The sequence below is a fragment of the Hymenobacter cyanobacteriorum genome (assembly GCF_022631375.1).
In the GTDB taxonomy this organism is placed as follows: Bacteria; Bacteroidota; Bacteroidia; order Cytophagales; family Hymenobacteraceae; genus Hymenobacter; species Hymenobacter cyanobacteriorum.
In genome coordinates this window covers 40871-65315 of sequence record NZ_JALBGC010000004.1, presented here as the reverse complement: position 1 = coordinate 65315, position 24445 = coordinate 40871, and the positions used below count along the sequence as shown (strand labels likewise).

At 62.3% G+C, this 24445-nt stretch carries 20 protein-coding genes and 2 tRNA genes; 13 read left to right on the top strand and 9 right to left on the bottom strand.

Annotation, left to right across the window (positions count from 1 at the left end; translation table 11 throughout):
• Positions 1–41: 41 nt before the first annotated feature.
• The gene (locus tag MON38_RS22715; protein ID WP_277881512.1) at positions 42–1553 is read right to left on the bottom strand and encodes an amidohydrolase family protein; all 1512 of its coding nucleotides are present in this window, start codon (positions 1551–1553) and stop codon (positions 42–44) included.
• A 49-nt stretch (positions 1554–1602) separates the two neighbouring features.
• Entirely contained in the window at positions 1603–3000 is a 1398-nt protein-coding gene (locus MON38_RS14445) for an MBL fold metallo-hydrolase RNA specificity domain-containing protein (protein WP_241936890.1), read from the bottom strand.
• Positions 3001–3157: 157 nt separating this feature from the next.
• On the opposite strand from MON38_RS14445, the gene MON38_RS14440 reads away from it, so the two are divergent.
• Positions 3158–3976: a universal stress protein gene (locus MON38_RS14440; RefSeq protein ID WP_241936889.1), complete on the top strand. Its 819-nt coding sequence runs from the start codon at positions 3158–3160 to the stop codon at positions 3974–3976.
• 200 nt (positions 3977–4176) lie between these two features.
• Here the strand turns inward: MON38_RS14440 and MON38_RS14435 are convergent.
• Positions 4177–4251 (bottom strand) — tRNA-Val (locus MON38_RS14435).
• A gap of 89 nt (positions 4252–4340) precedes the next feature.
• A tRNA-Val gene (locus tag MON38_RS14430) sits at positions 4341–4415 on the bottom strand.
• Positions 4416–4672: 257 nt separating this feature from the next.
• On the opposite strand from MON38_RS14430, the gene MON38_RS22710 reads away from it, so the two are divergent.
• A complete protein-coding gene (locus MON38_RS22710; protein ID WP_277881511.1) occupies positions 4673–5578 on the top strand; it encodes a TerB family tellurite resistance protein in 906 nt (301 codons plus the stop codon).
• Between the two features lie 97 nt (positions 5579–5675).
• Here the strand turns inward: MON38_RS22710 and MON38_RS14420 are convergent, their stop codons facing one another.
• On the bottom strand, positions 5676–6791 hold the full coding sequence (locus MON38_RS14420; protein WP_241936888.1) for a mechanosensitive ion channel family protein: 1116 nt from the start codon (positions 6789–6791) through the stop codon (positions 5676–5678).
• A 155-nt stretch (positions 6792–6946) separates the two neighbouring features.
• Complete coding sequence (locus MON38_RS14415) at positions 6947–8209, bottom strand: ABC transporter permease (RefSeq protein ID WP_241936887.1); 1263 nt, start codon at positions 8207–8209, stop codon at positions 6947–6949.
• A 148-nt stretch (positions 8210–8357) separates the two neighbouring features.
• On the opposite strand from MON38_RS14415, the gene queA reads away from it, so the two are divergent.
• The 3 genes from queA (at position 8358) to MON38_RS14400 (ending at position 11177) form a co-directional block, all read left to right on the top strand.
• Positions 8358–9407 carry a tRNA preQ1(34) S-adenosylmethionine ribosyltransferase-isomerase QueA gene (queA, locus tag MON38_RS14410; protein ID WP_241937502.1) on the top strand — a complete coding sequence of 350 codons (1050 nt, stop codon included), beginning with the start codon at positions 8358–8360 and terminating at the stop codon, positions 9405–9407.
• Between the two features lie 145 nt (positions 9408–9552).
• The gene (locus MON38_RS14405) at positions 9553–10278 is read left to right on the top strand and encodes a 2-C-methyl-D-erythritol 4-phosphate cytidylyltransferase (RefSeq protein WP_277881510.1); all 726 of its coding nucleotides are present in this window, start codon (positions 9553–9555) and stop codon (positions 10276–10278) included.
• A 98-nt stretch (positions 10279–10376) separates the two neighbouring features.
• On the top strand, positions 10377–11177 hold the full coding sequence (locus MON38_RS14400) for an enoyl-CoA hydratase-related protein (RefSeq protein WP_241936885.1): 801 nt from the start codon (positions 10377–10379) through the stop codon (positions 11175–11177).
• Positions 11178–11374: 197 nt separating this feature from the next.
• On the opposite strand, the gene MON38_RS14395 is transcribed toward MON38_RS14400, so the two are convergent.
• Positions 11375–12214 (bottom strand): hypothetical protein, encoded by an 840-nt coding sequence (locus tag MON38_RS14395; RefSeq protein ID WP_241936884.1) that lies wholly within the window; start codon positions 12212–12214, stop codon positions 11375–11377.
• Positions 12215–12412: 198 nt separating this feature from the next.
• On the opposite strand from MON38_RS14395, the gene MON38_RS14390 reads away from it, so the two are divergent.
• The 3 genes from MON38_RS14390 (at position 12413) to MON38_RS14380 (ending at position 14585) form a co-directional block, all read left to right on the top strand.
• Positions 12413–13024 carry a DUF4142 domain-containing protein gene (locus MON38_RS14390; RefSeq protein ID WP_241936883.1) on the top strand — a complete coding sequence of 204 codons (612 nt, stop codon included), beginning with the start codon at positions 12413–12415 and terminating at the stop codon, positions 13022–13024.
• A gap of 75 nt (positions 13025–13099) precedes the next feature.
• Positions 13100–13702 carry a DUF4142 domain-containing protein gene (locus MON38_RS14385; protein ID WP_241936882.1) on the top strand — a complete coding sequence of 201 codons (603 nt, stop codon included), beginning with the start codon at positions 13100–13102 and terminating at the stop codon, positions 13700–13702.
• A gap of 232 nt (positions 13703–13934) precedes the next feature.
• Positions 13935–14585 carry a DUF4142 domain-containing protein gene (locus MON38_RS14380; RefSeq protein ID WP_241936881.1) on the top strand — a complete coding sequence of 217 codons (651 nt, stop codon included), beginning with the start codon at positions 13935–13937 and terminating at the stop codon, positions 14583–14585.
• A gap of 74 nt (positions 14586–14659) precedes the next feature.
• Here the strand turns inward: MON38_RS14380 and uvrA are convergent, their stop codons facing one another.
• Entirely contained in the window at positions 14660–17692 is a 3033-nt protein-coding gene (gene uvrA / locus MON38_RS14375; protein ID WP_241936880.1) for an excinuclease ABC subunit UvrA, read from the bottom strand.
• A gap of 394 nt (positions 17693–18086) precedes the next feature.
• Here uvrA and MON38_RS14370 point away from each other — a divergent pair, with 394 nt between their 5' ends.
• The 5 genes from MON38_RS14370 to MON38_RS14350 all read left to right on the top strand — a co-directional run bounded on the left by MON38_RS14370 (position 18087) and on the right by MON38_RS14350 (position 22973).
• Positions 18087–18842 (top strand): hypothetical protein, encoded by a 756-nt coding sequence (locus tag MON38_RS14370; RefSeq protein ID WP_241936879.1) that lies wholly within the window; start codon positions 18087–18089, stop codon positions 18840–18842.
• A 104-nt stretch (positions 18843–18946) separates the two neighbouring features.
• A complete protein-coding gene (locus MON38_RS14365; protein WP_241936878.1) occupies positions 18947–19417 on the top strand; it encodes a hypothetical protein in 471 nt (156 codons plus the stop codon).
• 118 nt (positions 19418–19535) lie between these two features.
• The gene (locus MON38_RS14360) at positions 19536–20060 is read left to right on the top strand and encodes a hypothetical protein (RefSeq protein WP_241936877.1); all 525 of its coding nucleotides are present in this window, start codon (positions 19536–19538) and stop codon (positions 20058–20060) included.
• A gap of 114 nt (positions 20061–20174) precedes the next feature.
• Positions 20175–21605: an MBOAT family O-acyltransferase gene (locus MON38_RS14355; protein WP_241936876.1), complete on the top strand. Its 1431-nt coding sequence runs from the start codon at positions 20175–20177 to the stop codon at positions 21603–21605.
• A gap of 39 nt (positions 21606–21644) precedes the next feature.
• Positions 21645–22973 (top strand): alginate O-acetyltransferase AlgX-related protein, encoded by a 1329-nt coding sequence (locus tag MON38_RS14350; RefSeq protein ID WP_241936875.1) that lies wholly within the window; start codon positions 21645–21647, stop codon positions 22971–22973.
• A gap of 65 nt (positions 22974–23038) precedes the next feature.
• Here MON38_RS14350 and asnS read toward each other — a convergent pair whose 3' ends face one another.
• Positions 23039–24433 (bottom strand): asparagine--tRNA ligase, encoded by a 1395-nt coding sequence (asnS, locus tag MON38_RS14345; protein WP_241936874.1) that lies wholly within the window; start codon positions 24431–24433, stop codon positions 23039–23041.
• Positions 24434–24445: the final 12 nt, after the last annotated feature.

Below are 24445 nucleotides of genomic sequence, written 5' to 3'. Positions count from 1 at the left end.
GAATGCCCACTGCTCCGAGGCAATTTTCGGCGGCCCGCCGCTTAGCGAATGGCCGTGGCGGCCTGGGCGGCAATGTTCTGCTGAATCGCGGCCTGTTCGGCTTCCGTCACCAGGCCAGCCAGGGCGGGCTGGTCGAACAGGCGGCCGCGCAGCACCACGGCCTCAATCCGGCGCAGGTTGTGGATGTCGTCGAGCGGGTTGCCGTTCAGCAGCACCGCATCGGCCAGGTAGCCGGCATGGATGCGGCCCATGTCGAAGCCGTGGCCGGTGGCCATAGCCGGGTTCACGGTGCCGGCGCGCAGGGCCTCGGCGGGCGTGAGGCCAATGGTTTGCAGCCGCTCCAGCTCGTCGTGCAGGCTGCCGCCGTGGAACAGGTTGGGCGTGCCCGAACCCGCATCGGAGCCCGCCACAATGCGCACGCCCAGCCCCCCCAACGTGGCCACCATGCGCTGCTGCAACGAGTCGGTCAGCCGCAGGCGCGCCAGCTTATTGGCCGACAAACGCGGCCGCTCGTGAGCGGCTAGGGCCCACTCCCGGCGCTCGCTGGCCGGCACCGAGCGGAAGCGCGGGTCTTCGGGGGCGGGGTCGCGCCGCAGGTCGAAGTCGTGGCCCACCAGCCCGGGCATCACGGCCGTGCGGTATTGCACCAGCGCCTGGGCCAGCGCCGTGCAGCGACCTATGCTGTAGCTGGCCAGCACGTCCTTCTGCTGGGCCCGGATGCAGGCCTCCAGCGTGGCCAGGGGCCGGGCTCCGGCCAACGCCTGGGCCCGGGCCGCCACCAGCTCGGCCTCGCGGCCCGAGCAGCCCAGCAGCAGCTTATCGCTGCGCTCGATGCCGCGCTGCCCGGCCGCAATGGCCTCCAGCACCGGCACGGCCTCGGGCACCACGCCGGTCAGGTTCACCCGCCGCTCCTGGGCCGCCGCCGCAATGCCCCAGTAGGCTTCGGCCGACAGTAGTGGCCCGGGCTGCAGGCTGCACCAGCCGGCGCGCATCTGGGCTTCGGCCTGGGTGCGGCCCTCGGTGCGGCTGGCGTTCAGGCCCAGGCCGGTGTGCTCGTCGACCGAGCCATCGAGCACGGGACCTGCCAGCTCGATGCGGGGCCCCACGCGCGGGCCGGTTTCGAGGGCCTGGCAGGTGCGCAGCAGGTCGCGCAGGGGCCGCGTCGTGGTCACGTCGCGGATGCTGGTGACGCCGTGGGCCACGTACAGCGGCAGGGCCATCCGCTCGTCGTCGGCCGAGGCCAGGGCGTGGGTGTGGCTGTCCCACAGGCCCGGCACCAGGTATTTGCCGGTGCCGTCGAGGGTGGGCACGCCCCGGCCGGCCGGCACCCACTTGCCCACCGAAATGATGACGCCGTCGCGCATCACCACATTCTTGTGCGGTTCGACTTCGCCCAGGTCCACATCCACCACGTTCACGTTGGTAATCACCAGCTCATCGACCGGCGGCGGGGGCATAACGGGCGGAAAAACGACCACCGGCCGCTGTCCGGCAGCCTGGTACTGGGAGAAACCCAGCCCCAATAGCAACCCGATAAAAAGACGCGTTTTCATGGCTAATTGCGGTAAAGAAGGAGTTATTGATAAGAGGTGTCGCAACCCGTCAAAGCCATTCGAACAGGCGGACGGATTCCAGGTACTCGGGCACTACCACGTTGGACCAGTGGCGCTGGCGCAGGGTGGCGGCCAGGTCTTCGGCGGCCGGTGGCTCGCCGTGCACCACAAACGTGCGCTGGGGCGGCGGCTGAAACTGGTCGAGCCAACGCAGCAAATCCTGGCGGTCGGCGTGGGCCGAAAAGCCGTCGAGGTGCTCGACTTGGCAGCGCACGGGTACCAGCTCGCCAAACATTTTCAACTCTTTTTCGCCGGCCAGCAGGCGGCGGCCCCGCGTGCCCTCGGCCTGGTAGCCGATGAGCAGCAGCGTATCCTGCGGCCGGGGCAGGCGGTGGTGCAGGTGGTGCACGATGCGCCCACCGGTGCACATGCCGCTGGCCGAGATGATGATGCCCCAGCCGGTTTTCAGGTTCAGCAGCTTCGACTGCTCGGCCTCGGCCACCAGGTGCAGACCATTGAAATCGAACACGTTGCCGTGGCCCAGCCGGTGCGCCGTGGGGTGGCGCGGGTACAGGTCGACCACGCGCAGGGCCATGGGGCTGTCGACGTACACCGGCACGGGCGGAATCCGGTTGGCCGCCAACAGCTTTTTCAGGTAGTAGAGCAGCACCTGGGTGCGGCCCACCGAAAAAGCGGCGATGAGCAGCACGCCGCCCCGGTCCAGGGCTTCGTTCACGGTGCGGGCCAGCACGGTTTCGGGGTCGGCCAGGCGGGTGATGCGGTCGCCGTAGGTCGACTCGACCAGCAGCACGTCGGCCCGGGCAATGGTGGCCGGGTCGTAGAGCACGGGGTTGTCGTAGCGGCCCAGGTCGCCGGAAAACACGAGGCGCTTGCGCTGGTGCATGCCCTGCACGTCCAGCTCGGCAATGGCCGAGCCCAGGATGTGGCCAGCTTCGCGGAAGGTGAGCGTGAGGCGTCCGTCGAGCAGCGCGATGGGCGCATCGTAGGCCACGCTTTCCACCAGCGGCAGCACCTGCGCCACGTCGGCCTGCGAGTACAGCGGCCGGGCCGGGTGGTGTTTGGAATAGCCTTGCTTGTTGGCGTAGGCAGCCTCTTCCTCCTGCAGCTTGGCCGAATCAAGGAGCATGATGCTGAGCAAATCGGCGGTGGGCTCGGTGCAGAGAATGCGGCCCCGAAAGCCGTCTTTCACCAGCTTGGGCAGGTAGCCGCTGTGGTCGATGTGGGCATGGGTGAGGATGACCAGCTCCACTTCGGCCGGAGCCACGGGCAGCTTTTCGCGGTTGCGCAGCCGCAGCTCCTTGTAGCCCTGAAACAGGCCGCAATCGACCAGCACCTGGTGGCGTGCGGCGGCCTCCTCCAACGTGAGCAGGTACTTGGAGCCCGTGACGCAGTGCGCGGCCCCGAGGAATTGCAGGTTAACATCCATGGCCTTGAAGCGAAGGTGAGTTGCACCTGCAAGATTCCGCCGGATTGCGCCCGCAAAACATGACTAAAATCAGGCATTCAACTAATTGTAAGCAGGGCCCCGCGGCGGGCCGGACGGGTTATTTGTAGCTGGATTCACCCTTTCTCCGGCCGCCTCCATGGACCCCTCGCTGCTCATCCTCACCGATTTTTTCCAGGCCGCCAACCGGGCGCTGGACTATGCCACCAACCTGGCCCGCCCGCTCAATGCCCGGCTGGTACTGCTGCACGTCCGGCGCGATTCCATCCTCGACCCCGAGATGTTCACCGGCGAAATCTCCAACCTCAGCCAGGAGGCCATCGATTTGGCCCTGAACAGCGTGGCCCGCAACCTGCCCGTGCCCGTGGTGGCCGAAGTGGGCCACGGCCGCGTGGCCTTCGCCGTGGCCGACGCCGTGGTCCGCCACCACCCGCTGCTGGTGGTGCTGGGCCGTCCCAATTACGCCGACACGCCCGACGAGCTGGTGCAAACCACCTCGCTCGATGTGCTGCGCACGGCCCCCTACCCCATGCTGGTGGTGCCGCACGGCATCGGCTCCACGGTGCCGCCCCGGCGCGTGCTGCTGGCCGTCGATGGGCACCCCTTCACCCTGGGCGAGCACGCCGGCGCCACCCACCACCTGCTCACGGCCCTCGGGGTCGACATCACCGTGTTCCACGTCGTGCCCGATACCGGCCCCGACGAGCTGCCGCCCATCGTGCTGGACTCGGTAACGCGCACGGGCCTGCTGGCCGACCTGCCTTCGGCGCAGTGCCGCACCGTGGTGGACGGCCACGCCGCTACGGCCATTCTGGCCGCCGCTCAGCCCGCCGATTTTGATATGGTGATACTCATCGCCCGGCACCGCAGCTTCATGGGCAGCCTGTTTCATCGCAGCGTCACGGCCCGGGTAATGCTGGAAAGCAGGGTGCCCGTGCTGGTGCTGCCCGCGCAGTAGCGCGGGCGCCGTTGGCGTCGTACCGAAGCCTGCCTTCATTTATGACCAGCCCTTGAAACCAATGCTCCGAGCTTTATCCGATTCCAAAGCAATGGAATGAGCGCGAAACACCGACATCCAGTTGAAAAAGGGTAAACCGTGGTTCAAACCCAAAAAGAAAAAGCCACTTAGCTTAATTGCTAAGTGGCTTTTAATTAATGTGGGAAGTAAAGGGCTCGAACCTTCGACCTCTGCTGTGTGAAAGCAGCGCTCTGAACCAACTGAGCTAACCTCCCGGGGAGTAAACGACAAGCACCGAATGTGCTTGCAGGTACTAAAAGAAAACAGTCACTTAGTTTGTGAGCTAAGTGACTGTTTTTCAGTGTGGGGGATGTAGGGTTCGAACCTACGACCCTCTGCTTGTAAGGCAGATGCTCTGAACCAGCTGAGCTAATCCCCCGAGTGGCGTTGCTGCCGTTTGGGATTGCAAAGATGGGAGGTGTTTTTGGAAATGCAAAACCCGATGAACTCATTTCCGCTCTGGAAGCGCCTTTTTTTGCGCTGAACCGGCCTCAACAATTTCATTTTCAGGCCAGGAAATTTTTCAAAAAAATTTCAAAAATCACCTTGCCAGCAACTCGCTTCCTCTCCGGACAACGGAATCAGCAGGCTGCCGTTAAGGAACCGCAACTACTTCTCACCCCTTCTTTTTCCCCCATGAATACGCAACTGCTCCAGAATTACTCGGAAGACGAAAAAACCGCTTACCTGAGCGCCATTGCCAGCCTCGCCACCGCCGACCGCCAGGCCTCGCCCGCCGAAGGCCAGTTCCTGCAGGCGCTGTGCCAGCAGGCCGGCCTGTCGGCCGAATCGACGCAGCAGGTATCGGCTGCCGCCCAGGACCCCAGCAACGAAAGCATTCAGCAGCACCTCGATGTGCTGAAAAACAGCGACCTGCGCTATTCGCTCATCACCGACCTCATCAGCTTTTCGCGCGCCGACGGCGCGTACTCGAACGACGAGGAAGCCATGGTGGATAAGATGTCGCAGTACCTGGGCATCAACCAGCAGCAGCAGCAAACCCTCGAAACGGTGGTTGACCAAGCCGCTACGGTCGCTCACGACCCGCAGGACCCAGCCAAGGAAGGCTTCTTCAGCAGCATCGGCGACAAGCTCTCCAACGTCGGCATTCCCAAAGGCGCGCTGATGGCGGGCCTGCTCGGCGTGGTGGCCCCCATGGTGCTCTCGAAAGTAATGGGCGGCGGCAGCTCCAATGCCAGCTACGGCGACCAGTCGGGCTACGGCAACCAAAGCAGCTCGGGCGGTGGCCTCGGCGGCTTGCTGAGCGGCGGCATGGGTGGCCTGCTGGGCGGCGCGGCCCAGAGCGGCATGGGCGGCCTGTTGGGCGGCCTGCTCGGCAACGTGATGGGCGGCGGCGCGGGCAGCAGCGTGCCGCAGCAGCAGTCGGCCATTGGCGGCGGCGGCCTGGGGTCCATCATGTCGGTGCTGGGCGGCCTGGGTGGCCAGCCCACCCAACGCCCGGCCAGCCAGGGCGGCGGCGGCCTCGGTGGCCTGCTGGGCGGCGGCATGGGCTCGCTGCTCGGCGGTATTTTTGGCCGCTAGGCGCTGCACAGGTTATAGCTTCAACAAAAAAGGCCCTTCCAGTGCGGAAGGGCCTTTTTTGTTGCCTTCATCAGTACGCTAATACAATACCGTCGGCCTAGGTTTTGGGTGCGGCAGCTACCTGCACGGGCGTGCCGGCCAGGCTGCCGCCCTCCTTTTCGACTACTTCTACGATGCAATAGTTGAGGTCTTCCTTCACGTTGAGGTATTCGTCGTAGCTGGTTGTTTCGACGAAATACTGCACCGTGACTTCCTTGCCGGCGGGCGTGAGGGCGCTGAACTTCATCTGCACGTCCTGCGTCACGAGCGGGTGGGCCTGAATGCCCGCCACCGCCCCGGCAATGATGGCGTGGAGTTGGGCGCTGGTGGTTTTCTGGTCGAAGATGAGCGTGAAGCCCACCCGGCGCGAGGTGCGCAGCGAGAGGTTGTCGAGGGGCTTGTCAATCATGCTTTTGTTGGGCACGGTCACGTAGCTTTTCTCGGCGGTGCGCAGGCGGGTGCTGCGGAAACCGATTTTCTCCACGGTGCCGCTCACGTCGCCAGCCGTCACGAGGTCGCCCACGCCAAAGGGCTGGTCGAGGAAAATGGTGAACGAGGCAATGAGGTTTTCGAGGCTTTCCTTGGCGGCGAAAGCTACGGCCAGCCCGCCAATGCCCAGGCCACCGATGAGGGCCGTCACGTTCACCCCGAACACCTGCCCCAGCGCCACCAGCACGGCAATAATGATGAACAGCACCTTCAACAAATCCTTAGCGAAGGGCAGAAACTGGTTGTCGAGCCGCGTGGGGCCGGCTTCGGTGCGCAGCAGGGCGCGGCGGTGCAGCACCAGCAGCGCGAAATCGACCAGCCGCAGGGCCACCCGCGCGGCGGCGATGATGAAGGCCAGCGCCAACAGCCGCCCTAGCAGCGCTTCGTGCCACGGAATCTCGCCGGGCTTGGCCAGCAGGCTGTGCGGATACGTGAGGGTAGCGCCCGCAATCTGGAGCGTGACGAGCAGCAGCAGCGTCGAGAGCGGCTGGATGAGCAGGCTGTGCAGTTCCTCCTCGCTCACGCCGGCCGCGTAGCGCTTGGTGAGCGAAAACAGCAGCTTGCTGAGCAGCCGCGACAGCAGCCGGCGGAAGATGCTACCCGCCAGAATAATCAGCGCGGCAATCAGGTATTGGCCCAGGGTGTTGCCCAGGATGGTGTAGTTGAGAAAGGGTGGTAGCGTCATGGATGGGTTATGATGGAACGTCATGCAGAGCGCAGCGAAGCATCTCGCCCGCGCAACGCAATCCAATCGACAGAATTAGTGGTGGCGGGCAAGATGCTTCGTTGCGCTCTGCATGACGTGCTTTTTGCGCGGGCAGTTTCGAGCGTAGTCCCTGCTTACTTGGCCCGAATGGCAATTACCGGGTCTAGGTTGGCGGCCAGCACGGCGGGCACAATGCCCGCTACAATGCCGATGCCCACTGAAATGAGCAGCCCCAGCACTACCCGCGCCGCCGACATGGTAAGCGGCAGGGCATCCTGCGGCACCAGCGTCACGAGCCAGACCAGCAACAAGCCGGCGGCCCCGCCAATCAGGCACAGAAACACGGCTTCGAACAGGAATTGGAACAAGATGAAGAAGTTTTTGGCTCCCAACGACTTCTGAATTCCGATGATGTTGGTGCGCTCGCGCACGCTCACAAACATGATGTTGGCAATGCCAAAGCCGCCCACCAGAATAGCAAACGAGCCAATAACGCCCCCCACGAGGCCAATTACGCCAAACAGCTTGCCGATGGCCGAGGCAATCATTTCGGGACGGTTCAGGGCGAAGGAGTCTTCTTCGCGGGGCTTCAGGCCGCGGATGTTGCGCATCACGCCGCGCATTTCGTATTCCAAATCGAGCAGGCCGGCATCTTCGTCGCGCCCCTTCACGGCGATGGACGCGGAGGGCCCACCGCTTAAGCCCGTGATATTGAGGGCAAACAGCTTGGTAAACATCGGAAAAGGAATGAGGCAGTTGGCATCGTTGCTCGAAATGGTGAGCAGCTTTTTGCCTTCCTTTTCGAGCACGGCAATCACCGTAAACGTCTGGCCGCGGGCCTTGAGCTGCTGGCCCACCGCGCTGGTTCCCGGAAACAGGTTTTCGGCGATGGTGGCCCCGATGATGGCCACCGGCCGCGCGCCGTCCATTTCCTGTTGGGTGAAGTAGCGGCCCTCCTTGATGGGCACGTTGCTCACGGCGCGGTAGTCGTAGCTCACGCCCTGCAGCGTGCAGTCGGCCACCGAGTTGGAGCCCGCTTTGAACGTGTTGCCGCTTTTTGCCGCGAAAATGGCGATGCCCTTGTTGTTGGGGCCCAGCTGCCGGCGCAGCTGCTGAAACTCGCGCGGCGAGGGGTTGGGGCGGTTGAAGTACTTCCACCACGGAAACTCGGCCCCGAACTCGAAGGGCCATTTCTGCACGTAAATCACTTTGTCGCCCACAAAATCGAGGCTGCTGCGGATGTTGGCCTCCAGCGAGTCGACGATGGTGAAAACGGCGATGATGGAGAAGATACCGACCGTGACGCCAAGCAGCGACAGAATCGTGCGCAGCAGGTTGGATTTGAGGGCATCCCAGGCGAAGAGAAAGCTTTCGAGGGTGAGGCGGAGCGTGAGCATGGTGCAAAAGACGGGGCTGCGCCGGAAAGTTGCGCCCGCTCGCCGACCGGCCAGATGCGCCGATAACAAAAAACAACAAATCCCAAATAAAAGCCGTACTTTTGCCTCCCCAAATTTCCGTATATTCCCTAAATACAGCCCTATGGCAATGAAATTGCACGAGTTCAAATTTGAGCTCCCTGAAGAGCTGGTGGCCATGCACCCCGCCCGCAACCGCGACGAAAGCCGCCTGATGGTGGTGCACCGCGCGACCGGCCAGATTGAGCACCGCAACTTCAAGGATATCCTCGATTATTTCGACGAGGGCGACGTGCTGGTGTTCAACGATACGAAGGTTTTTCCGGCCCGCCTGTACGGCAACAAAGAGAAAACCGGGGCTAAAATCGAAGTTTTCCTGCTGCGCGAGCTGAACAAGGAGCTGCGCCTGTGGGACGTGCTGGTGGACCCCGCCCGCAAAATCCGCGTCGGCAACAAGCTGTACTTCGGCGAGTCGGACATGGTGGCCGAGGTGATTGACAACACCACCTCGCGCGGCCGTACCATCAAATTCCTGTTTGATGGCACCGACGAGGAGTTCCGCAAGGCGCTGTATGAGCTGGGTGAAACCCCGATTCCGAAAGAAGTCATCAACCGCGAAACCGAGCCCGCCGACAAGGAGCGGTACCAGACCATCTACGCCGAGCACATTGGCGCGGTGGCGGCCCCGTCGGCCGGCCTGCACTTCACCCGCGAGGTGATGAAGCGCATGGAAATCAAAGGCGTAGAACCGGCGTTTGTGACGCTGCACGTGGGCCTGGGCACCTTCCGCACGGTGGATGTGGAAGACCTGACCAAGCACAAGATGGACTCGGAGAACTTCATCGTGACGGCTCCGGCCTGCGAAGTGGTGAACAAGGCCCTCGATGCCAAAAAGAAGGTGTGCGCCGTGGGCACCACCACCATCCGCGCCATGGAAGCTTCGGTGTCGGCCAACGCCCGCATGAAGCCCACCCAGGGCTGGATTGACCGGTTCATCTTCCCGCCCCACGATTTCAAAATCGCCAACTGCATGCTCACCAACTTCCACATGCCGGAGAGCACGCTCATCATGCTGGCCTCGGCCTTCGCCGGCTACCCGCTGCTGATGGAAGCCTATAAGGAAGCCATCAAGGAGAAGTATAAGTTCTTCAGCTACGGCGACGCGATGTTGATTCTTTAAGGAGGGACTCGGGGTCTTGGGGACTTAGGGACCTGGTTTTTCCGGTTCTTCTCGTCTGCTGACCTTTTTTATCTCCTGCTGAATTTTGGGCGCTGATGTTCCTTTTGGAGCGTCGGCGCTCTTTTTTTATCACAACTTCGCGCCGATGAATGCTTATTCCAACCAAGACCCCAAGTCTCCAAGACCCCAAGTCCCTAGCCGATTCGCCGTTCTCGTAGCGGGCGGCAGCGGCACCCGTATGGGAGCCGACCGGCCCAAGCAGTTTCTGCTGCTGCGCGGCGAGCCGGTGCTGCTGCACACGCTGCGCCGCTTTGCCGAGCCGGCGCTGGGTGTGGCCGAGGTAGTGCTGGTGCTGCCGAAAGACCAGCTCGACACCTGGCAGGCGCTGTGCAACGAGTTTAATGTGACGATACCGCACCAGCTGGTGGCGGGCGGGGCCACGCGCTGGGCCTCGGTGAAAGCGGGCCTGGCGGCATTGAAAGAGCACCCGGAAGGGCTGGTGGCCGTGCACGACGGCGTGCGGCCGCTGGTATCGCGCGCGGTGATAGAGCGCACCTACGCCGCTGCTGCTACCCACGCCGCGGCCGCGGCGGCCGTGCTGCCGAAGGATTCGGTGCGGCTGGTGTCGCAGCACGGTTCGGCGGCGCAAAACCGCAGCCGCCTGCGCCTGATGCAAACGCCGCAGACGTTTGAAATAGACCTGCTGCGCCGCGCCTACGCCATGCCCGAGCTGGCAACCTTCACCGACGATGCTACGGTGGTGGACGACCTGTGCCGCGTGCAGCTGGTGGAAGGCGACTACCGCAACTTAAAAATCACGACGCCGGAAGATTTGCTGGTGGCCGAAGCGCTGCTGGGCGCCGGGCAGTAGCGCGAACTTTGTAGTTCGTGCCCCGGAACGTTCAAACGGCGCGGCGACGCGAACCACAAAGTTCGCGCTACTTTCGCCCTCCCAAACCAACCCACCTAATGGAATATACCGCCCTGCTTTACGACGTGCGCCCCGACGGCGTGGCCACCATCACCCTGAACCGTCCGGAGGTGTTCAACGCCTTCAACGACCCGCTGAGCTATGAGCTGCAGGACGCCCTGAAGCAGGTGGCGCGCGATGCCAGCGTGCGGGCCGTGGTGCTCACGGGCGCGGGCCGGGCCTTCTGCTCGGGCCAGGATTTGAAGGCGGCCCAGGAAGCCGCCGCCGCCGAAGGCAAGCCCCGCTCCTTCTACGACTCGCTGCACCAGCGTTACAACCCCATCATCCGGGCCATGCGGGCGCTGCCGAAGCCCATTGTGGCGCGGCTGAACGGCGTGGCGGCGGGCGCGGGCTGCTCGCTGGCGCTGGCCTGCGACGCCATCGTTGCCAGCAGCGAAGCTTCGCTGATTGAGGTGTTCATCAACATCGGGCTGGTGCCCGATTCGGGCTCGTCGTGGTTTTTGCCGCGGCTGGTGGGCACGCTCAAGGCATTCGAGCTGTGCAGCCTGGGCTCGAAAGTGCCGGCCGAAGAAGCCCTGCGCCTGGGCCTGGTGAACCAGGTGGTAGCGCCCGAGCAGCTCGACGAGGCCACCTACGCGCTGGCGGGCCGCTACGCCGCCGCTCCCACCAAATCCATCGGCCTCATCAAGCAGATGCTGAACAAGGCCGGCGCGGCCACGCTGGATGAGATGCTCGACTACGAAGCCCACTGCCAGCAGATTGCGGGCGAGTCGGCCGATTATGCTGAGGGCGTAACAGCCTTCAGCGAAAAGCGCAAGCCGGTTTTCACGGGCAAATAAATACCGACTGTCATTCCGACGAAGGAGGAATCTGACTGATTCCGTCCCAAGATTTTCTCAGATTCCTGCTGCGTCGGAATGACGAAAGCCCATTTACTGTCGATTCCCACCCGGCAGCCGTTCATGCCAGCATGAACAAAAAGAGCCGCCCTTGCAGGGGCGGCTCTTTTGTTTCGCAGAAAAGAGGTGAGCGAAAACTAACGCAGCTGAATGGTGCGGGTGTGGCCGTTGACGGTGACGGTGGCCACGTTGTCGCAGGTGCCGGTGCCGTAGTCCAGCGTCATGGTTTTGCTGTTGGTGTTGGTGACGCCGATGGTGCCCTGCACGAAGTACTTGGGGCAGTCGGCGCGCTTGATGAGCGGGCTCTGGATGGTGGCGGTGTAGCCCACGTTTTTGCGGTTGGTGCCAGTGGCCGAGCCGGTTACGCTGTACACGTCGTCCGAAACCTGCGGGGTGCCGTAGCCAGCGGTACGGGTGAAGGTCCAGTTGGCGGTCCAGGAGTGGGTGCCGCCACCGTTGGCGCGGATGATGCTGGCGTTGGTGACGTCGACGGTGAACGAGCCCAGGCCGGTATCGGTGAAGGTGCGGGTGGCGGTGTGCTGGTTGTCGTTCACGAAATAGTTTTCGCGCGTCACCACGGCGCCGGCCGTGCGGCGGTTCACATCGGTGGTGAAGCGCACCAGGATTTTGCCGCGGCGGTAGCGGCCATCGGCGCACAGGCAATTGGTAGTGCCAAAGTCGATGGTGAGGGTTTTGGTGGCGAAGTCGTAGCTGCGGCTGGCGCAGCTGCCGAAGCGGGCGCGGAAGTCGGCGTCGCCAATGAGGTTGGGCGAGCCCTGCGTTTGCGGGTCGGTGGGGCCGGCCATTTGCATAGCTTCCGAGCTCATGGCGGTTTCGGAGTTGTCGTCGGTACGGTCTTCGGCCGTGGTGATGTCGTCGGAGGGCGTGACGTCGTTGTTGCGGTTGCAGCCGGTGGTGAGCAGGGCGGCGCTGGCAAAGCAGGCCAGCGCGAAGGAACGGAGAGTGGCGGTACGCATGACGAAGGTGAAAAACGGGTTGGGAATAAGGTGAGAAACGGAACGAAGTACTGCGTTTGTGGTCGGTTGGAAGCGGAAGGTAGCGCCGGGTTTAAGCCACCGAAAAAATAATTGCGCCGGTTTCGGCCAAACCCCGGTTTCGGCCGGCCGTATAGCGGGCACGCCTGGCCAAAGGAGCTGCGCGCCCCCGGCTTCCCTATGCATATTTCCCTGAATTCCACGCCCCTGCCCCGCCAGTTGTTCTGGCAGCTGCTGGTGGCCCTGCCCCTGCTCGGCGGCTGCTCGGGCAGCGGCTCCAACGCCGATGCCGTGGACACGGCCATGGCCCAGAACGAAAAGAAAATCGACACCGCCGACATCACCCAAAAGCAGGAAGCCGATGCCGAATTCCTGGTAAAAAGCACCAGCAACGCTCTGCTCGAAGTGGAGTTGGGCAAGCTGGCCCAGGCCCGCGCCACCGCGCCCGCCGTGCGCAGCTACGGCGCCCGCCTGGTGCCACAGCGCCTGGAACTGCTGGCCACGCTGCGCGCCCTGGCCGCCGCCAAGGGCCTCACGGTGCCCGCCGCGCTGGGCGGCGACGAGCAGGAAGCCTACCACGAAGCCAGCACCCAAACCGGCGCGCAGCTCGACAAGCACCTGATGGCGCTGCTGGTAAAAGCCCAGAAACACGACGAGGATGCCTTCGACGACATGAGCGACGAAGCCTACGACGGCGACATTCGCGGCTTCGCGGCCAAGTTTCACGGTCCGGTGCAGGAACAGTTGGATGCTGCCAAAGAAGCGGCCGATGTGGCAGAGAAACTACCGTAACGGGCGGCGCTTCAGCTATTTTTCATCTTCCCTATTTCAACTTACCCGCTTCACTTCACCAACCCATTCCCCCTTATGAAACGCTCTTTCATCACCCTGCTCAGTGCGGCCGCCCTGCTGGTATGCGCCGTCGGCTGCAATTCCAACGACTCGGTTAAACAGGCCGAAAAAGTGAACGAAGCCAAAATCGACAGCACCACAGCCGATACCGACATGGGCAAAGTCGAAAAGGAAGGTAAAGACTACGATGCCGAATTCCTGGCCAAAGCGGCCAGCGGCGGCATGCTAGAAGTAGAGATGGGCAAGGCCGTGGCCGCCCGCGCCGTGACGCCCGATGCCAAGAAATTTGCCGAGCAGATGGTGTCGGACCACACCAAATCGAACGCTGAGCTGATGGCCCTGGCCGCGAAAAAGAACGTGACCCTGCCCACTGCCCTTAGCGACAAGCACCAGGGCGTGCTGAAAGACGTGACCGAGGAAAAAGGCGTGAAAATGGACCAGGAATACATGAAGGAAATGCTGAAGGACCACGAGGAAGACGTGAAGGAATTCACCGATGCCTCCATCAAAGCCTCCGACCCCGACATCAAAGCTTTCGCCGCCAAGAACGTGCCCGTGCTGAAAATGCACCTCGACATGGTGACGAAAATGAAGCCGACCGTAGACGCGGCCAAGTAGCGCCCAGCAGCAGCTGTCGATTTCCGAAACCAGCCCGCTCCGAGTCACGGAGCGGGCTTTTTTGCGCTGCAGCTACTGCCCAGCGGCTTGAAAATCAACGGCTGAGCTTATGAGCTAAATAGCTGCGCCAACGCAACATCTTTTCCCAAATCCTGCGTAAGGGATGGTATCAGGCGCAGCAGTGCCTGGTTTCCAACTGGTCTTACGCCCATTCACCTCCCATCCCCACCTTATGAAACGCACCCTCCTTCCACTGCTGGCCTCGGGCCTGCTCGCACTCACGTCCTGCGGCGATAACAAAACCGCCGACAGCGCCACCGACAGCAACATGGCCAATACGCCGGCCGCCGGGGCCGATACGGCCGCAACTTCGGCCGCTATGGCTGGCGATACCAGCGCCATGCCCGGCAGCGGCACCGCCATGGGCGATGCCAACGGCCCCACCGGCCCGCACAAAGACGACAACGAATTCATGATGACGGCCGCCCACAGCGACCAGAATGAGATTCAGCAAAGCAAGATGGCGCTGGCCAAAGGCGTAACCGGCATGGCCAAGGAAATGGCCAACAAAATGATTGCCGACCACACCAAATCGACGGCCGACCTGAAGAAGATTGCCGCTAAAAAAGGTATTACCCTGCCCACCGACATGGACGCCGAGCACAAAGCCATGGCGCCGGAAATGGAAAAGCTGTCGGGCAAGGATTTCGAGGCCAAGTACCTGTCGCAGATGCAGGCCGACCACCAGAAGACGGCCAACACCATGATGGCCCACGAAAAAATGACCAACGACGCCGACCTGAAATCCTTCATCGGCAAAACGCTGCCAGTGGTGCAAATGCACCTGGGAATGGCCCAGAAGGGCTCGGACATGAAGATGTAACCGTGCATCCGCCCCAATAAAAAAGCCGCTGTCCGTAACGACAGCGGCTTTTTTATTGGAGCGAATAGAACGTTTTAGCTGGCGTACTTGCTCGTACGCAGCTCCTCGGCCAGAAAGCGGGCCGTGTGGCCCTTGCCGGATTTGGCTACCTGCTCGGGCGTACCCTGGGCGACTATCGTGCCGCCGCCAGCGCCGCCTTCGGGGCCGATGTCGATGACGTGGTCGGCCACTTTAATCAGGTCGAGGTTGTGCTCGATGATGAGGACGGTGTTGCCCTTATCAGCCAGCTTCTGGAGCACATCCGCTAGGTGATTAATATCCTCGAAGTGCAGGCCGGTGGTGGGCTCGTCAAGGATATAGAAGGTTTTGCCAGTGTCCTTTTTGCTGAGCTCGGTGGCCAGCTTCACGCGCTGGGCCTCGCCGCCCGAGAGCGTGGTAGCCTGCTGGCCCAGCGTGAGGTAGCCAAGGCCGACTTCATTCAGCGTCTTGATTTTACGCAGGATGCGGGGCTGGAATTCGAAGAACTCCACGGCCTTCTCCACGGTCATGTCGAGAATGTCGGTGATGGACTTGCCCTTGAAGCGCACTTCCAGGGTTTCGCGGTTGTAGCGGCGGCCCTTGCAGGTTTCGCAGGGCACGTGCACGTCGGGCAGGAAGTTCATCTCGATGGTGCGGATGCCGGCGCCCTCGCAGGTTTCGCAGCGCCCGCCCTTCACGTTGAAAGAGAAGCGGCCGGGGCCATAACCCCGGATTTTCGCCTCCGCCATTTCGCCAAACAGCTGGCGGATTTCGGTGAACACACCCGTGTAGGTGGCCGGGTTCGAGCGCGGCGTACGGCCGATGGGCGACTGGTCGACCTCAATCACCTTGTCCACCAAATCCAGCCCTTCAATGCTGCCATAAGCCAGCGGCTCCTTTTTGGAATTGAAGAAGTGCTGGTTGAGAATGGGGTACAGCGTGTCGTGGATGAGTGTAGACTTGCCCGACCCGCTCACCCCAGTCACGGCCACCAGCTTGCCCAGCGGCACTTTCAGGGTCACGTTTTTGAGGTTGTTGCCCTTTGCCCCTTTCAGCACCAGTTCGGTGCCTTCGCCCTTGCGCTTCTTCTTTTGCAGCTCGATGTGCTTCTGGCCGCTGAGGTACTGCGAGGTGAGCGAGCCGGAATTGAAAATCTCATGCGGCGTGCCCGAGGCCACGATGTGGCCGCCGTGAATACCCGCGCCGGGGCCAATGTCCAGCACGTGGTCAGCGTTAAGAATCATGTCCTTGTCGTGCTCCACCACAATCACCGAGTTGCCGATGTCGCGCAGGTGCTGCAGGGCCTTGATGAGCCGCTCGTTGTCGCGCTGGTGCAGGCCGATGCTGGGCTCATCCATGATGTAAAGCACGCCCACGAGTTGGGTGCCAATCTGGGTGGCAAGGCGGATGCGCTGGCTTTCGCCGCCGCTCAGCGTGCGCACCGGCCGGTGCAGGTTCAGGTAGTCGAGGCCCACTTCGAGCAGGAAGCCGATGCGCTTGCGAATCTCCTTCAGCAACTCGCGGGCGATGACGTTCTGACGCTCGGTCAGGCGGCTTTCCAGGCCCTCAAACCAGCCGGCCAGCTCGTTCAAATCCATCACCGACAGCTCGCCGATGTGCTTGTCGTCCATCTTGAAGTGCAGGCTTTCCTTTTTGAGGCGGTAGCCGTGGCACTCGGGGCAGGGCTGGGCCTGCGCGTATTGCGCAATCCATTCGCGGATGTTGTCCGACTCCGAATCCATCTGCCGCCGCAGGAAGGGAATAATGCCCTCGAATGGCTCCGAATACATGCCCTTGCCGCTGTCGGCCTCGTCCTCCGAGATGCCGTGGAGCAGACGCTTCAGCAGCTCCTCGGGCAGCTTCTCAATCGGGGTATTCAGCGTGGCCTTGTTCTTCTTGAGAATGAGTTGCAGTTGCTGGAAAATCCAGATGTCGCGGTACTCGCCCAGCGGCGCGATGCCGCCCCGGCTGATGCTCAGCTTGCGGTCGGGCAGCACGGCTTCCTCTGTAATTTCCTGCACCTCGCCCAGGCCGTTGCAGGTGGGGCAGGCCCCGTAGGGCGAGTTGAAGGAGAAGGTATTAGGCGCCGGGTCGTCGTAGGCGATGCCGGTGGCCGGGTCCATCAGGAAGCGCGAGAAGAACTGCGGCTGGGCCTTTTTGGCTTCGGGGTCGAGCACCAGCATGGTGCCTTTGCCGTGCGTGAGGGCATTCTGCACCGAGCCCGATAGGCGAAACCGGTCCTCCTCTTTCACCAGCAGCCGGTCAATCACGATTTCGATGTCGTGGATTTTGTAGCGGTCCACCTGCATTTTGGGCGTGATGTCAAGGATTTCGCCATCGACGCGCACTTTGGTGAAGCCCAGCTTGGCAATCTTCTGGAAATCTTCGCGGTAGTGGCCTTTGCGGCCCTTCACTACGGGCGCCAGCACCACCAGCTTCTTCCCATCGAAGTGCCTGAGGATGTAGTTGATAATCTGGTCGTCCGACTGCCGAATCATCTTCTTGCCCGTGGCGTAGCTGAAAGCCTCAGCGGTACGCGCATACAGCAGGCGCAGAAAGTCGTAAATCTCGGTGATGGTGCCAACCGTGGAGCGCGGGTTGCGCGAGGTCGTCTTCTGCTCGATGCTGATAACCGGCGACAGGCCTTCAATCTTGTCCACGTCGGGCCGCTCCAGCCCGCCCATAAACGAGCGGGCGTAAGCCGAAAACGTCTCCATATACCGCCGCTGCCCTTCGGCATAAATGGTATCGAAGGCCAGGCTCGACTTGCCCGAGCCCGAAATGCCCGTGAACACTACCAAGCGGTTGCGCGGAATCTTTACCGACACATTTTTCAGGTTATGCTCGCGCGCGCCGTACACCTCGATGTACTGCGCCTCCAGGTGCTGCGAGGCGGGGCTGTGGCCGTTGAGCTGGCCGTGCACGTGCCCGGTAACGGGGCCGGCGGCGGGCAGTTCGGTGAGGTCGCGCACGGCGGCAGCGGTTTCGGCCACCGCGGCCGACGCGCCGTTTTTAGCAGAAGTCTTCTTAGCGGTTTTCGGAGCTTTGGCAGCTTCGGCAACCGGAGTTGCAGTGGATTTTTTGGCCATTCAGGAACGCAGCGAATAAGTGCGTAAAGGTACGGAAGAAGGGTGCCCCAAGGCTACGAAAACAAGCAAATTGCCAGCCGCGTTAGCCAGCCCAGCGGGTGGGGCGTTGGTGCGTAACACAGCAGCCGGGTGGTTTGTGCCCGCAGTTGGTACGAATGAACTGGGCGTGAGTCGCCGGCTTTCCGTTCAAAGGCCCAAAATCACGTATAGGGCATTCCGCGAATCTTGTAACCATCAGGTATTCAGCAGAAATTCATTCCTCTACAATTACTTCGCCAGTCCCCGCAATAATATTTCCCGGGCCCCTCCCTTATTGCGCATCTTGGCACTTGCCTTGCATCTACAGGTTACGGCAGTGGCTACGTGCTTCGCCTCACTTCTCTTGTCAACCATCATGAAACCCCTCGCAAAATTTATCGGCGCTGCTCTGGTGGGCGCGCTTGCCTTGTTGGCCGCTCCTACTGCTCAGGCCCAGGTGGGGGTGAATATTAATATCGGCACCCCGGCCTGGGGGCCGCAGGTTCCCTACGGCACGCAGTATTACTACATCCCCGAAATTGACGGCTACTATGACCTGTACGCGCAGCAGTACATCGTGTTCCAGGATGGCTACTGGGTGCCCCTGCCGCAGCTCTATGGCTACGACCCCTACCAGTTCCACCCGGTCGTGATTCAGTACCGGGGCCGCGAGCCCTGGCTGCAAAGCAGCTACTACCACCAGCGCTACGCCTACCAGCCCTATCGCAACTACGGCCGCGGCGGCTACGGCAACGGCTATTATAGCAACGGCTACGGCCGCGGTAACTACCCCAGCGGTGGTGGCTATTATGGCGGCGGCCGCGGCTACAACGACCGCGACGACCGCGGCCGCAACAACGGCGGCTACGGTGGCGGACGCGACCGCGATGGCCGGAGCAACTATGGTGGCAGCACCAGTGGCCCACGCGGCAACCAGCCGCAGCCGGGCGGCGGTTATGGCAACGGCCCCCGTCCCGACCAAGTGCAATACCCCGGCAGCACTCCGCGCGGCAACCAGCCGCAGGTGCTGCAGCCACAGCCCGGCGGCAACGGGGGGTATGGCAATGGCCAACCCCGCGGAGGCCAAGGCAACAACGGCCAGGGTGGCGGGGGCCGCCACGGCCGCGACTAGTCCGGCACCGTTCAACCTGCCGCTACCAAACCAAGTATAAAGCCTGCGCCCGGCCGGACCTGCGTTCGGCCGGGCTTTTTTATTCACCTGCTGAATTCCTGCTCATGAAACTTCTTCCCACCCTGCTTTGCGCAGCCCTGCTGGGCGGCGCGGCCCTGGCAGCGGCCCCGGCCGCCCACGCCCAGATTAACATCAACATCAACCCGCCCAGCTGGGGGCCGGCCGTGCCGCAAGGCTCGCAATACTACTACATTCCCGAAACCGACGGGTTCTATGATGTGCCGGCCCGCGAGTACATCGTGCGCCGCGATGGCCGCTGGATTCGGACGGGCAGCCTTTCGGGCTACAACCCGGCCAATTTCCACCCGGTAGTGGTCGATTACGTGGGCGCGCAGCCCTGGTCGCGCTACGACGAGTACCGCGCCCGCTACCCGCGCGGCGGCAACCCCAGCAACGGGGCTATGCCTCCCGGCCAGGCCAAAAAGCAAGGCTACCGCGCCAACCCCAGCAACGGTGGCCTGCCCCCCGGGCAAGCCAAGAAAATGGGCCACGGCAACGGCCACGGCAAGCACTAGTCAGCCACTGATTCCGACACCAGGCCCCGCCCTACCCGGCGGGGCTTTTGCGTGGCTGGGGTTTGGCACCGTCCTTGCCAATGCTTCGTTAGTTCGTGTACTTTTTGCCCATCAAGCCATGAAATCTCTGCCTTTTTTAGTGAGTGCAACCCTGCTGAGCGCAGCGGTACTGGCCACGACTCCGGCGGCCCACGCCCAGGCCCACATCGACATCAACGTGGGCACGCCCGCCTGGGGCCCTCCCGTGCCGCAGGGCACCCAGTTCTATTACATCCCCGAAATCGACGGCTACTACGACCTTTACGCCCAGCAGTACATTGTGTACCGCAACGGCCAGTGGATTCCGGTGGGGGTGATTGATGGCTACGACCCGCGCAGCTTTCATCCGGTGGTGCTCGATTACCGCGGCCGCGAGCCGTGGGTGTACGTGGGCGCGCACCGCGACCGCTACCCCCGCCGCGTGGTAGTGGTGCAGCCCCGGCCGGTAATTGTGCGCCAGCGTGGCCTGCCGCCCGGGCAAGCCAAGAAACTATACCGCGAAGGCTACCAGCAAGGTCGCCGCGAAGACCGCGAAGACCGCGACGACCGCGACGACGACCGTGGCCACGGCAAAGGGCATGGCAAAGGCCACGGCCGCGACTAAGCCGCAGCTTTCCGTCGGAATGTCCGCTTTCAGAACCTGCCCACCCGGCAGGTTCTTTTTTTGCCTGCCCGTTCCGGTTGTAGTTTTGAAACGTCCTACTCTCTCCTTTCTTTCATGGTTTTCAGCAGTACCCTTTTTCTGTTCTACTTCCTGCCCGGGTTTTTGCTGTTGTACTACGCCGTACCGGCCCGCTTCAAGAATGCCGTGGCCCTGGTGGCCAGCATTGGTTTTTACGCCTGGGGCGGGCTGAATTTCCTGGCGCTGTTTCTGGCCTCGGTAGTGGTCAACTTCGTGCTCATCCGCTTTATGGCGGCCGCACCGGAACGATGGAAGCAGCGCATATTTCTGATTATGAGCATCGTCATCAACGTGGCCATGCTCTTTTATTTCAAGTACGCCAACTTCTTTCTGGATAACGTGAGCGCCGTGGGGGGCTACTTTGGCGGCGAGCCGCTTACCTGGGAAAAGGTGGTGCTGCCCATCGGCATCTCCTTTTTCACCTTCGAGAAGCTGACCTACACCATCGACGTGTACCGGGGCGTGAACAAGCCGCTGAAGTCGTTCTGGGACTTCATGCTCTACATCATGCTCTTTCCGAAGATGATTGCCGGGCCCATCGTGCGCTTCCACGAAATTGCGGGCCAGCTCACCGACCGCGCGGCCTTCGAAACCATCGACCACAAGCTGGCAGGCGCTTTCCGCTTCGTGCTGGGACTAGCAAAAAAGGTGCTCATCGCCAATGTGCTGGGCGAGCAGGCCGACCATCTGTTCAGTGCCGACCCGGCTACGCTGGGCCCCACGCAGGCCTGGCTCGGCGCCCTGGCCTACACCTTCCAGATTTACTTCGACTTTTCGGGCTACTCCGACATGGCCATCGGCATCGGGCGCATGATTGGCTTTCAGTTTCCCGAAAACTTCAACAACCCGTACGTGTCGCGCTCCATCACCGAGTTCTGGCAGCGCTGGCACATCACGCTGGGCCGCTGGATGCGCGACTATCTCTACATTCCGCTGGGGGGCAACCGGGTGCACCCCAGCCGCCTCTACGCCAATCTCTGGACGGTGTTCATCCTCTCGGGCTTCTGGCACGGCGCGGCCTGGAACTTCATTGCCTGGGGCGCTTACCACGGCCTCTTTTTGGTACTGGAGCGGCTGTTTCTGCTGCGGCTCTACAAAAAAATCGGGGTGGCGAGCATCGTGCCGACCTTCCTCATCACCGTGGTGGGCTGGGTGCTGTTCCGGGCCGAAACCTTGGGCGGGGCGGGGCGCTACCTCAAAGCCATGGCCGGCCTGATGCCCGTGCCTACCGGTCAGCCGCTCATTTTCAGCCTCGAATTCTGGGTAATGATGGGCGTGGCGGCGCTTATCTGCTTTGCCGCAGCTTGGCCGGCGCTGGAGCGCTGGGAGCTGAGCACCCTGGCCAAAGGCCACTTCACCCTCCGCGGGGCCGTTGGCCTGACGATGGCAACGGCCCTGCTGCTGGTGCTCAGCCTGAGCTACGTGGTGGGCAGTTCGTTTAATCCTTTCATCTACTTCCGGTTTTAGTCTGCTTCGCAGGCTGCCGGCTGTCAACCTTGTCCTTCCGTGGCGCTGTTTATCAAACGTTTGCTATTGATGTTGCTGCTGGCGCTGGTGTTGCTGCCAGCGTTGCAGGCCAAGCTTCATTTTTTTGAAGAGAAAGCCCTGGCCGGGGCCTTTACCGTTGCTCCGCACGCGGAGTTCTCGTGGGAGGCCCTGCGCGACAATTCCTTCCAAACGGCGCTGGAGCATTACCTGGAAGACCGGATTGGGTTCCGGACTTACCTCATTCGGCTGCGCAACCAGCTTTCGTTTTCCCTTTTTCGGGCGGTGCGCTCGAGCGACCTGCTGGTGGGCGAACACGGCGTACTGTTTCAGCCGGGGCCCATTGAAAGCTACCTCGGCCACGACCTGCTGGCCGAAGACGAAGTCCGCTTCCGGGTGGCGCGCCTGCATGCAGTGCAGCGCGACCTAAGCCGGCACGGCGTGCACATGGTGTACGTGCTGGCCCCCGGTAAAGCCCGCTTCCAGCCCGAAGACCTGCCGGCGCGGCTGCGGGCGGCCCCGGGCACTATCACTAACTACGACCGGTTCGTGCATGCCATGCTCGCCGACAGTGTCTCGCTGCTGAACCTGACGCCGGTGTTTGCCCGCTGGAAGCACACCAAACCGTACCGGCTGTTTCCGAGCGGCGGCACCCACTGGAGTGGATACGGCGCCACGCTGGCCGCCGATACCCTGCTGCGGTATCTGGAGCACATCGGGCAGGTGCGCTTTCCGGCGGTGCGCACGGTAGCCCCGCCCCACCTCATCTACAATCCCGATTCGCTGAAGGGCACCGACAACGACCTTGGCTGGACGCTGAACCTGATATGGCCGCGCGACGTGAAACCCCTCGCTTACCGCCGCCTGGCCTTTGGCCCGCCGCAGCCGGGGCAAACCCGGCCATCGGCCTTGTTCGTGGGCGACAGCTTTGCCTGGGGCCTCATGCTGTTCAGCCCCTACATGCAGCGCGAGTTTTCCGATGATACCCGCTTCTGGTACTACAGCGATGCCGTGCACCTGCCCGATAGTGTGTACCACGACACGGGTATTAAAGCCAGCACGCTCGACTTGAAACAGCAGATTGAGTCGCGGCAGTTTATCGTGCTCCTATTCACCGAGCACAACCTGGGAGGCAAAGAATACGGGTTTACCGACCGCGTGTACCACCTCTATCATCCCCTGACCCCTGCCGACCAGGCAGCCATTAACCGGATAGCGCAGCAATTGGTAGCCAAAGCCTCGTGGGAAGAGCAGACTAAAGACTTGGACGGCTTCAAATACCGCGCCCACGAACAAGCCCACGACTTGTACGAACGGCAACAATACCGGGCCGCGCTACAGGGCCAATAGAACCATGGCCAATTAAAAAAGCCGGCCCCGCGAAGGGCCGGCTTTTTTGTGACTGCGCGGCAGCTTTAGAACGCCGCGTTCTTGGGGTAGCGCGGGAATGGAATCACGTCGCGGATGTTGCTCATGCCCGTCACGAACAGCACGAGGCGCTCGAAGCCCAGGCCGAAGCCAGCGTGCGGCGCGCTGCCGAAGCGGCGGGTGTCGAGGTACCACTCCAGGTCTTCGGTGGGCACGTGCATCTCGGCCATGCGGGTTTCCAGCTTGTGCAGGTCGGCCTCGCGTGCCGAGCCGCCGATGATTTCACCGATGCCGGGAAACAGCACATCCATTGCCTGCACGGTGCGGCCGTCATCGTCCAGCTTCATGTAGAAGGCCTTGATTTCCTTCGGGTAGTTGGTGAGGATAACGGGCTTCTTGAAGTGCTTCTCGACGAGGTAACGCTCGTGTTCCGACTGCAAATCGGTCCCCCAATCCACGGGGAACTCAAACTTCTGCTTGGCCGATTTCAGGATTTCGACGGCCTCGGTGTAGGTGAGGCGCTGGAAGGCGTTGTCGACTACGAAGTTCAGACGGCCGAGCAGTTCCTTGTCGTACTGGTCGTTGAGGAATTGCAGGTCGTCGGCGCAGTTGGCGAGGGCGTACTTCACCAGGCTTTGGAGGAAATCCTCGGCCAGGTCCATGTTTTCTTCAAGCTCGTTGAAGGCCACTTCGGGCTCAATCATCCAGAACTCGGCCAGGTGGCGGGCGGTGTTGGAGTTCTCGGCCCGGAAGGTGGGGCCGAAGGTGTAGATACTGCCCAAGGCCATGGCCGCCAACTCGCCTTCGAGCTGGCCCGACACGGTGAGGTTAGTTTGCTTGCCGAAGAAGTCCTGGGTGTAGTCTACCGAGCCGTCGTCGGCCAGCGGCGGCTTGTCGGCCGACAGCGTGGTGACGCGGAACATCTGGCCCGCGCCCTCGGCATCGGAGCCGGTGATGATGGGCGTGTGGACGTAGTAGAAGCCGTGGTCGTTGAAATACTGGTGCACGGCAAATGCCAGCGCGTGGCGCACGCGCAGCACCGCGCCAAACGTGTTGGTACGCGGGCGCAGGTGGGCGATGTCGCGCAGGTGCTCCAGCGAGGTGGCTTTCTTTTGCAGCGGGTAGGCTTCGGCATCGGCGGCACCCAGCACGGTTACTTCAGTGGCCTGGATTTCCACGGCCTGGCCCTTGCCCTGCGAGGCCACCAGCGTGCCGCGAATGGCCACGGCGGCGCCGTTGCCCACGTCCTTGAGGGTTTCCTCGGGGAAATTCTCGGCGGCGGCCACGGCCTGAATGGTGTGGATGGTGGAGCCGTCGTTCACGATGATGAACTGCACGTACTTGTTGCCGCGGCGGGAGCGAACCCAGCCTTTAACCAGGACTTCGCGGTCGAGGTCCTGGCTGGCCAGGAGTTCTTTGACGGTGGACCGTTTGAGGGACATAACTTGCGGGGA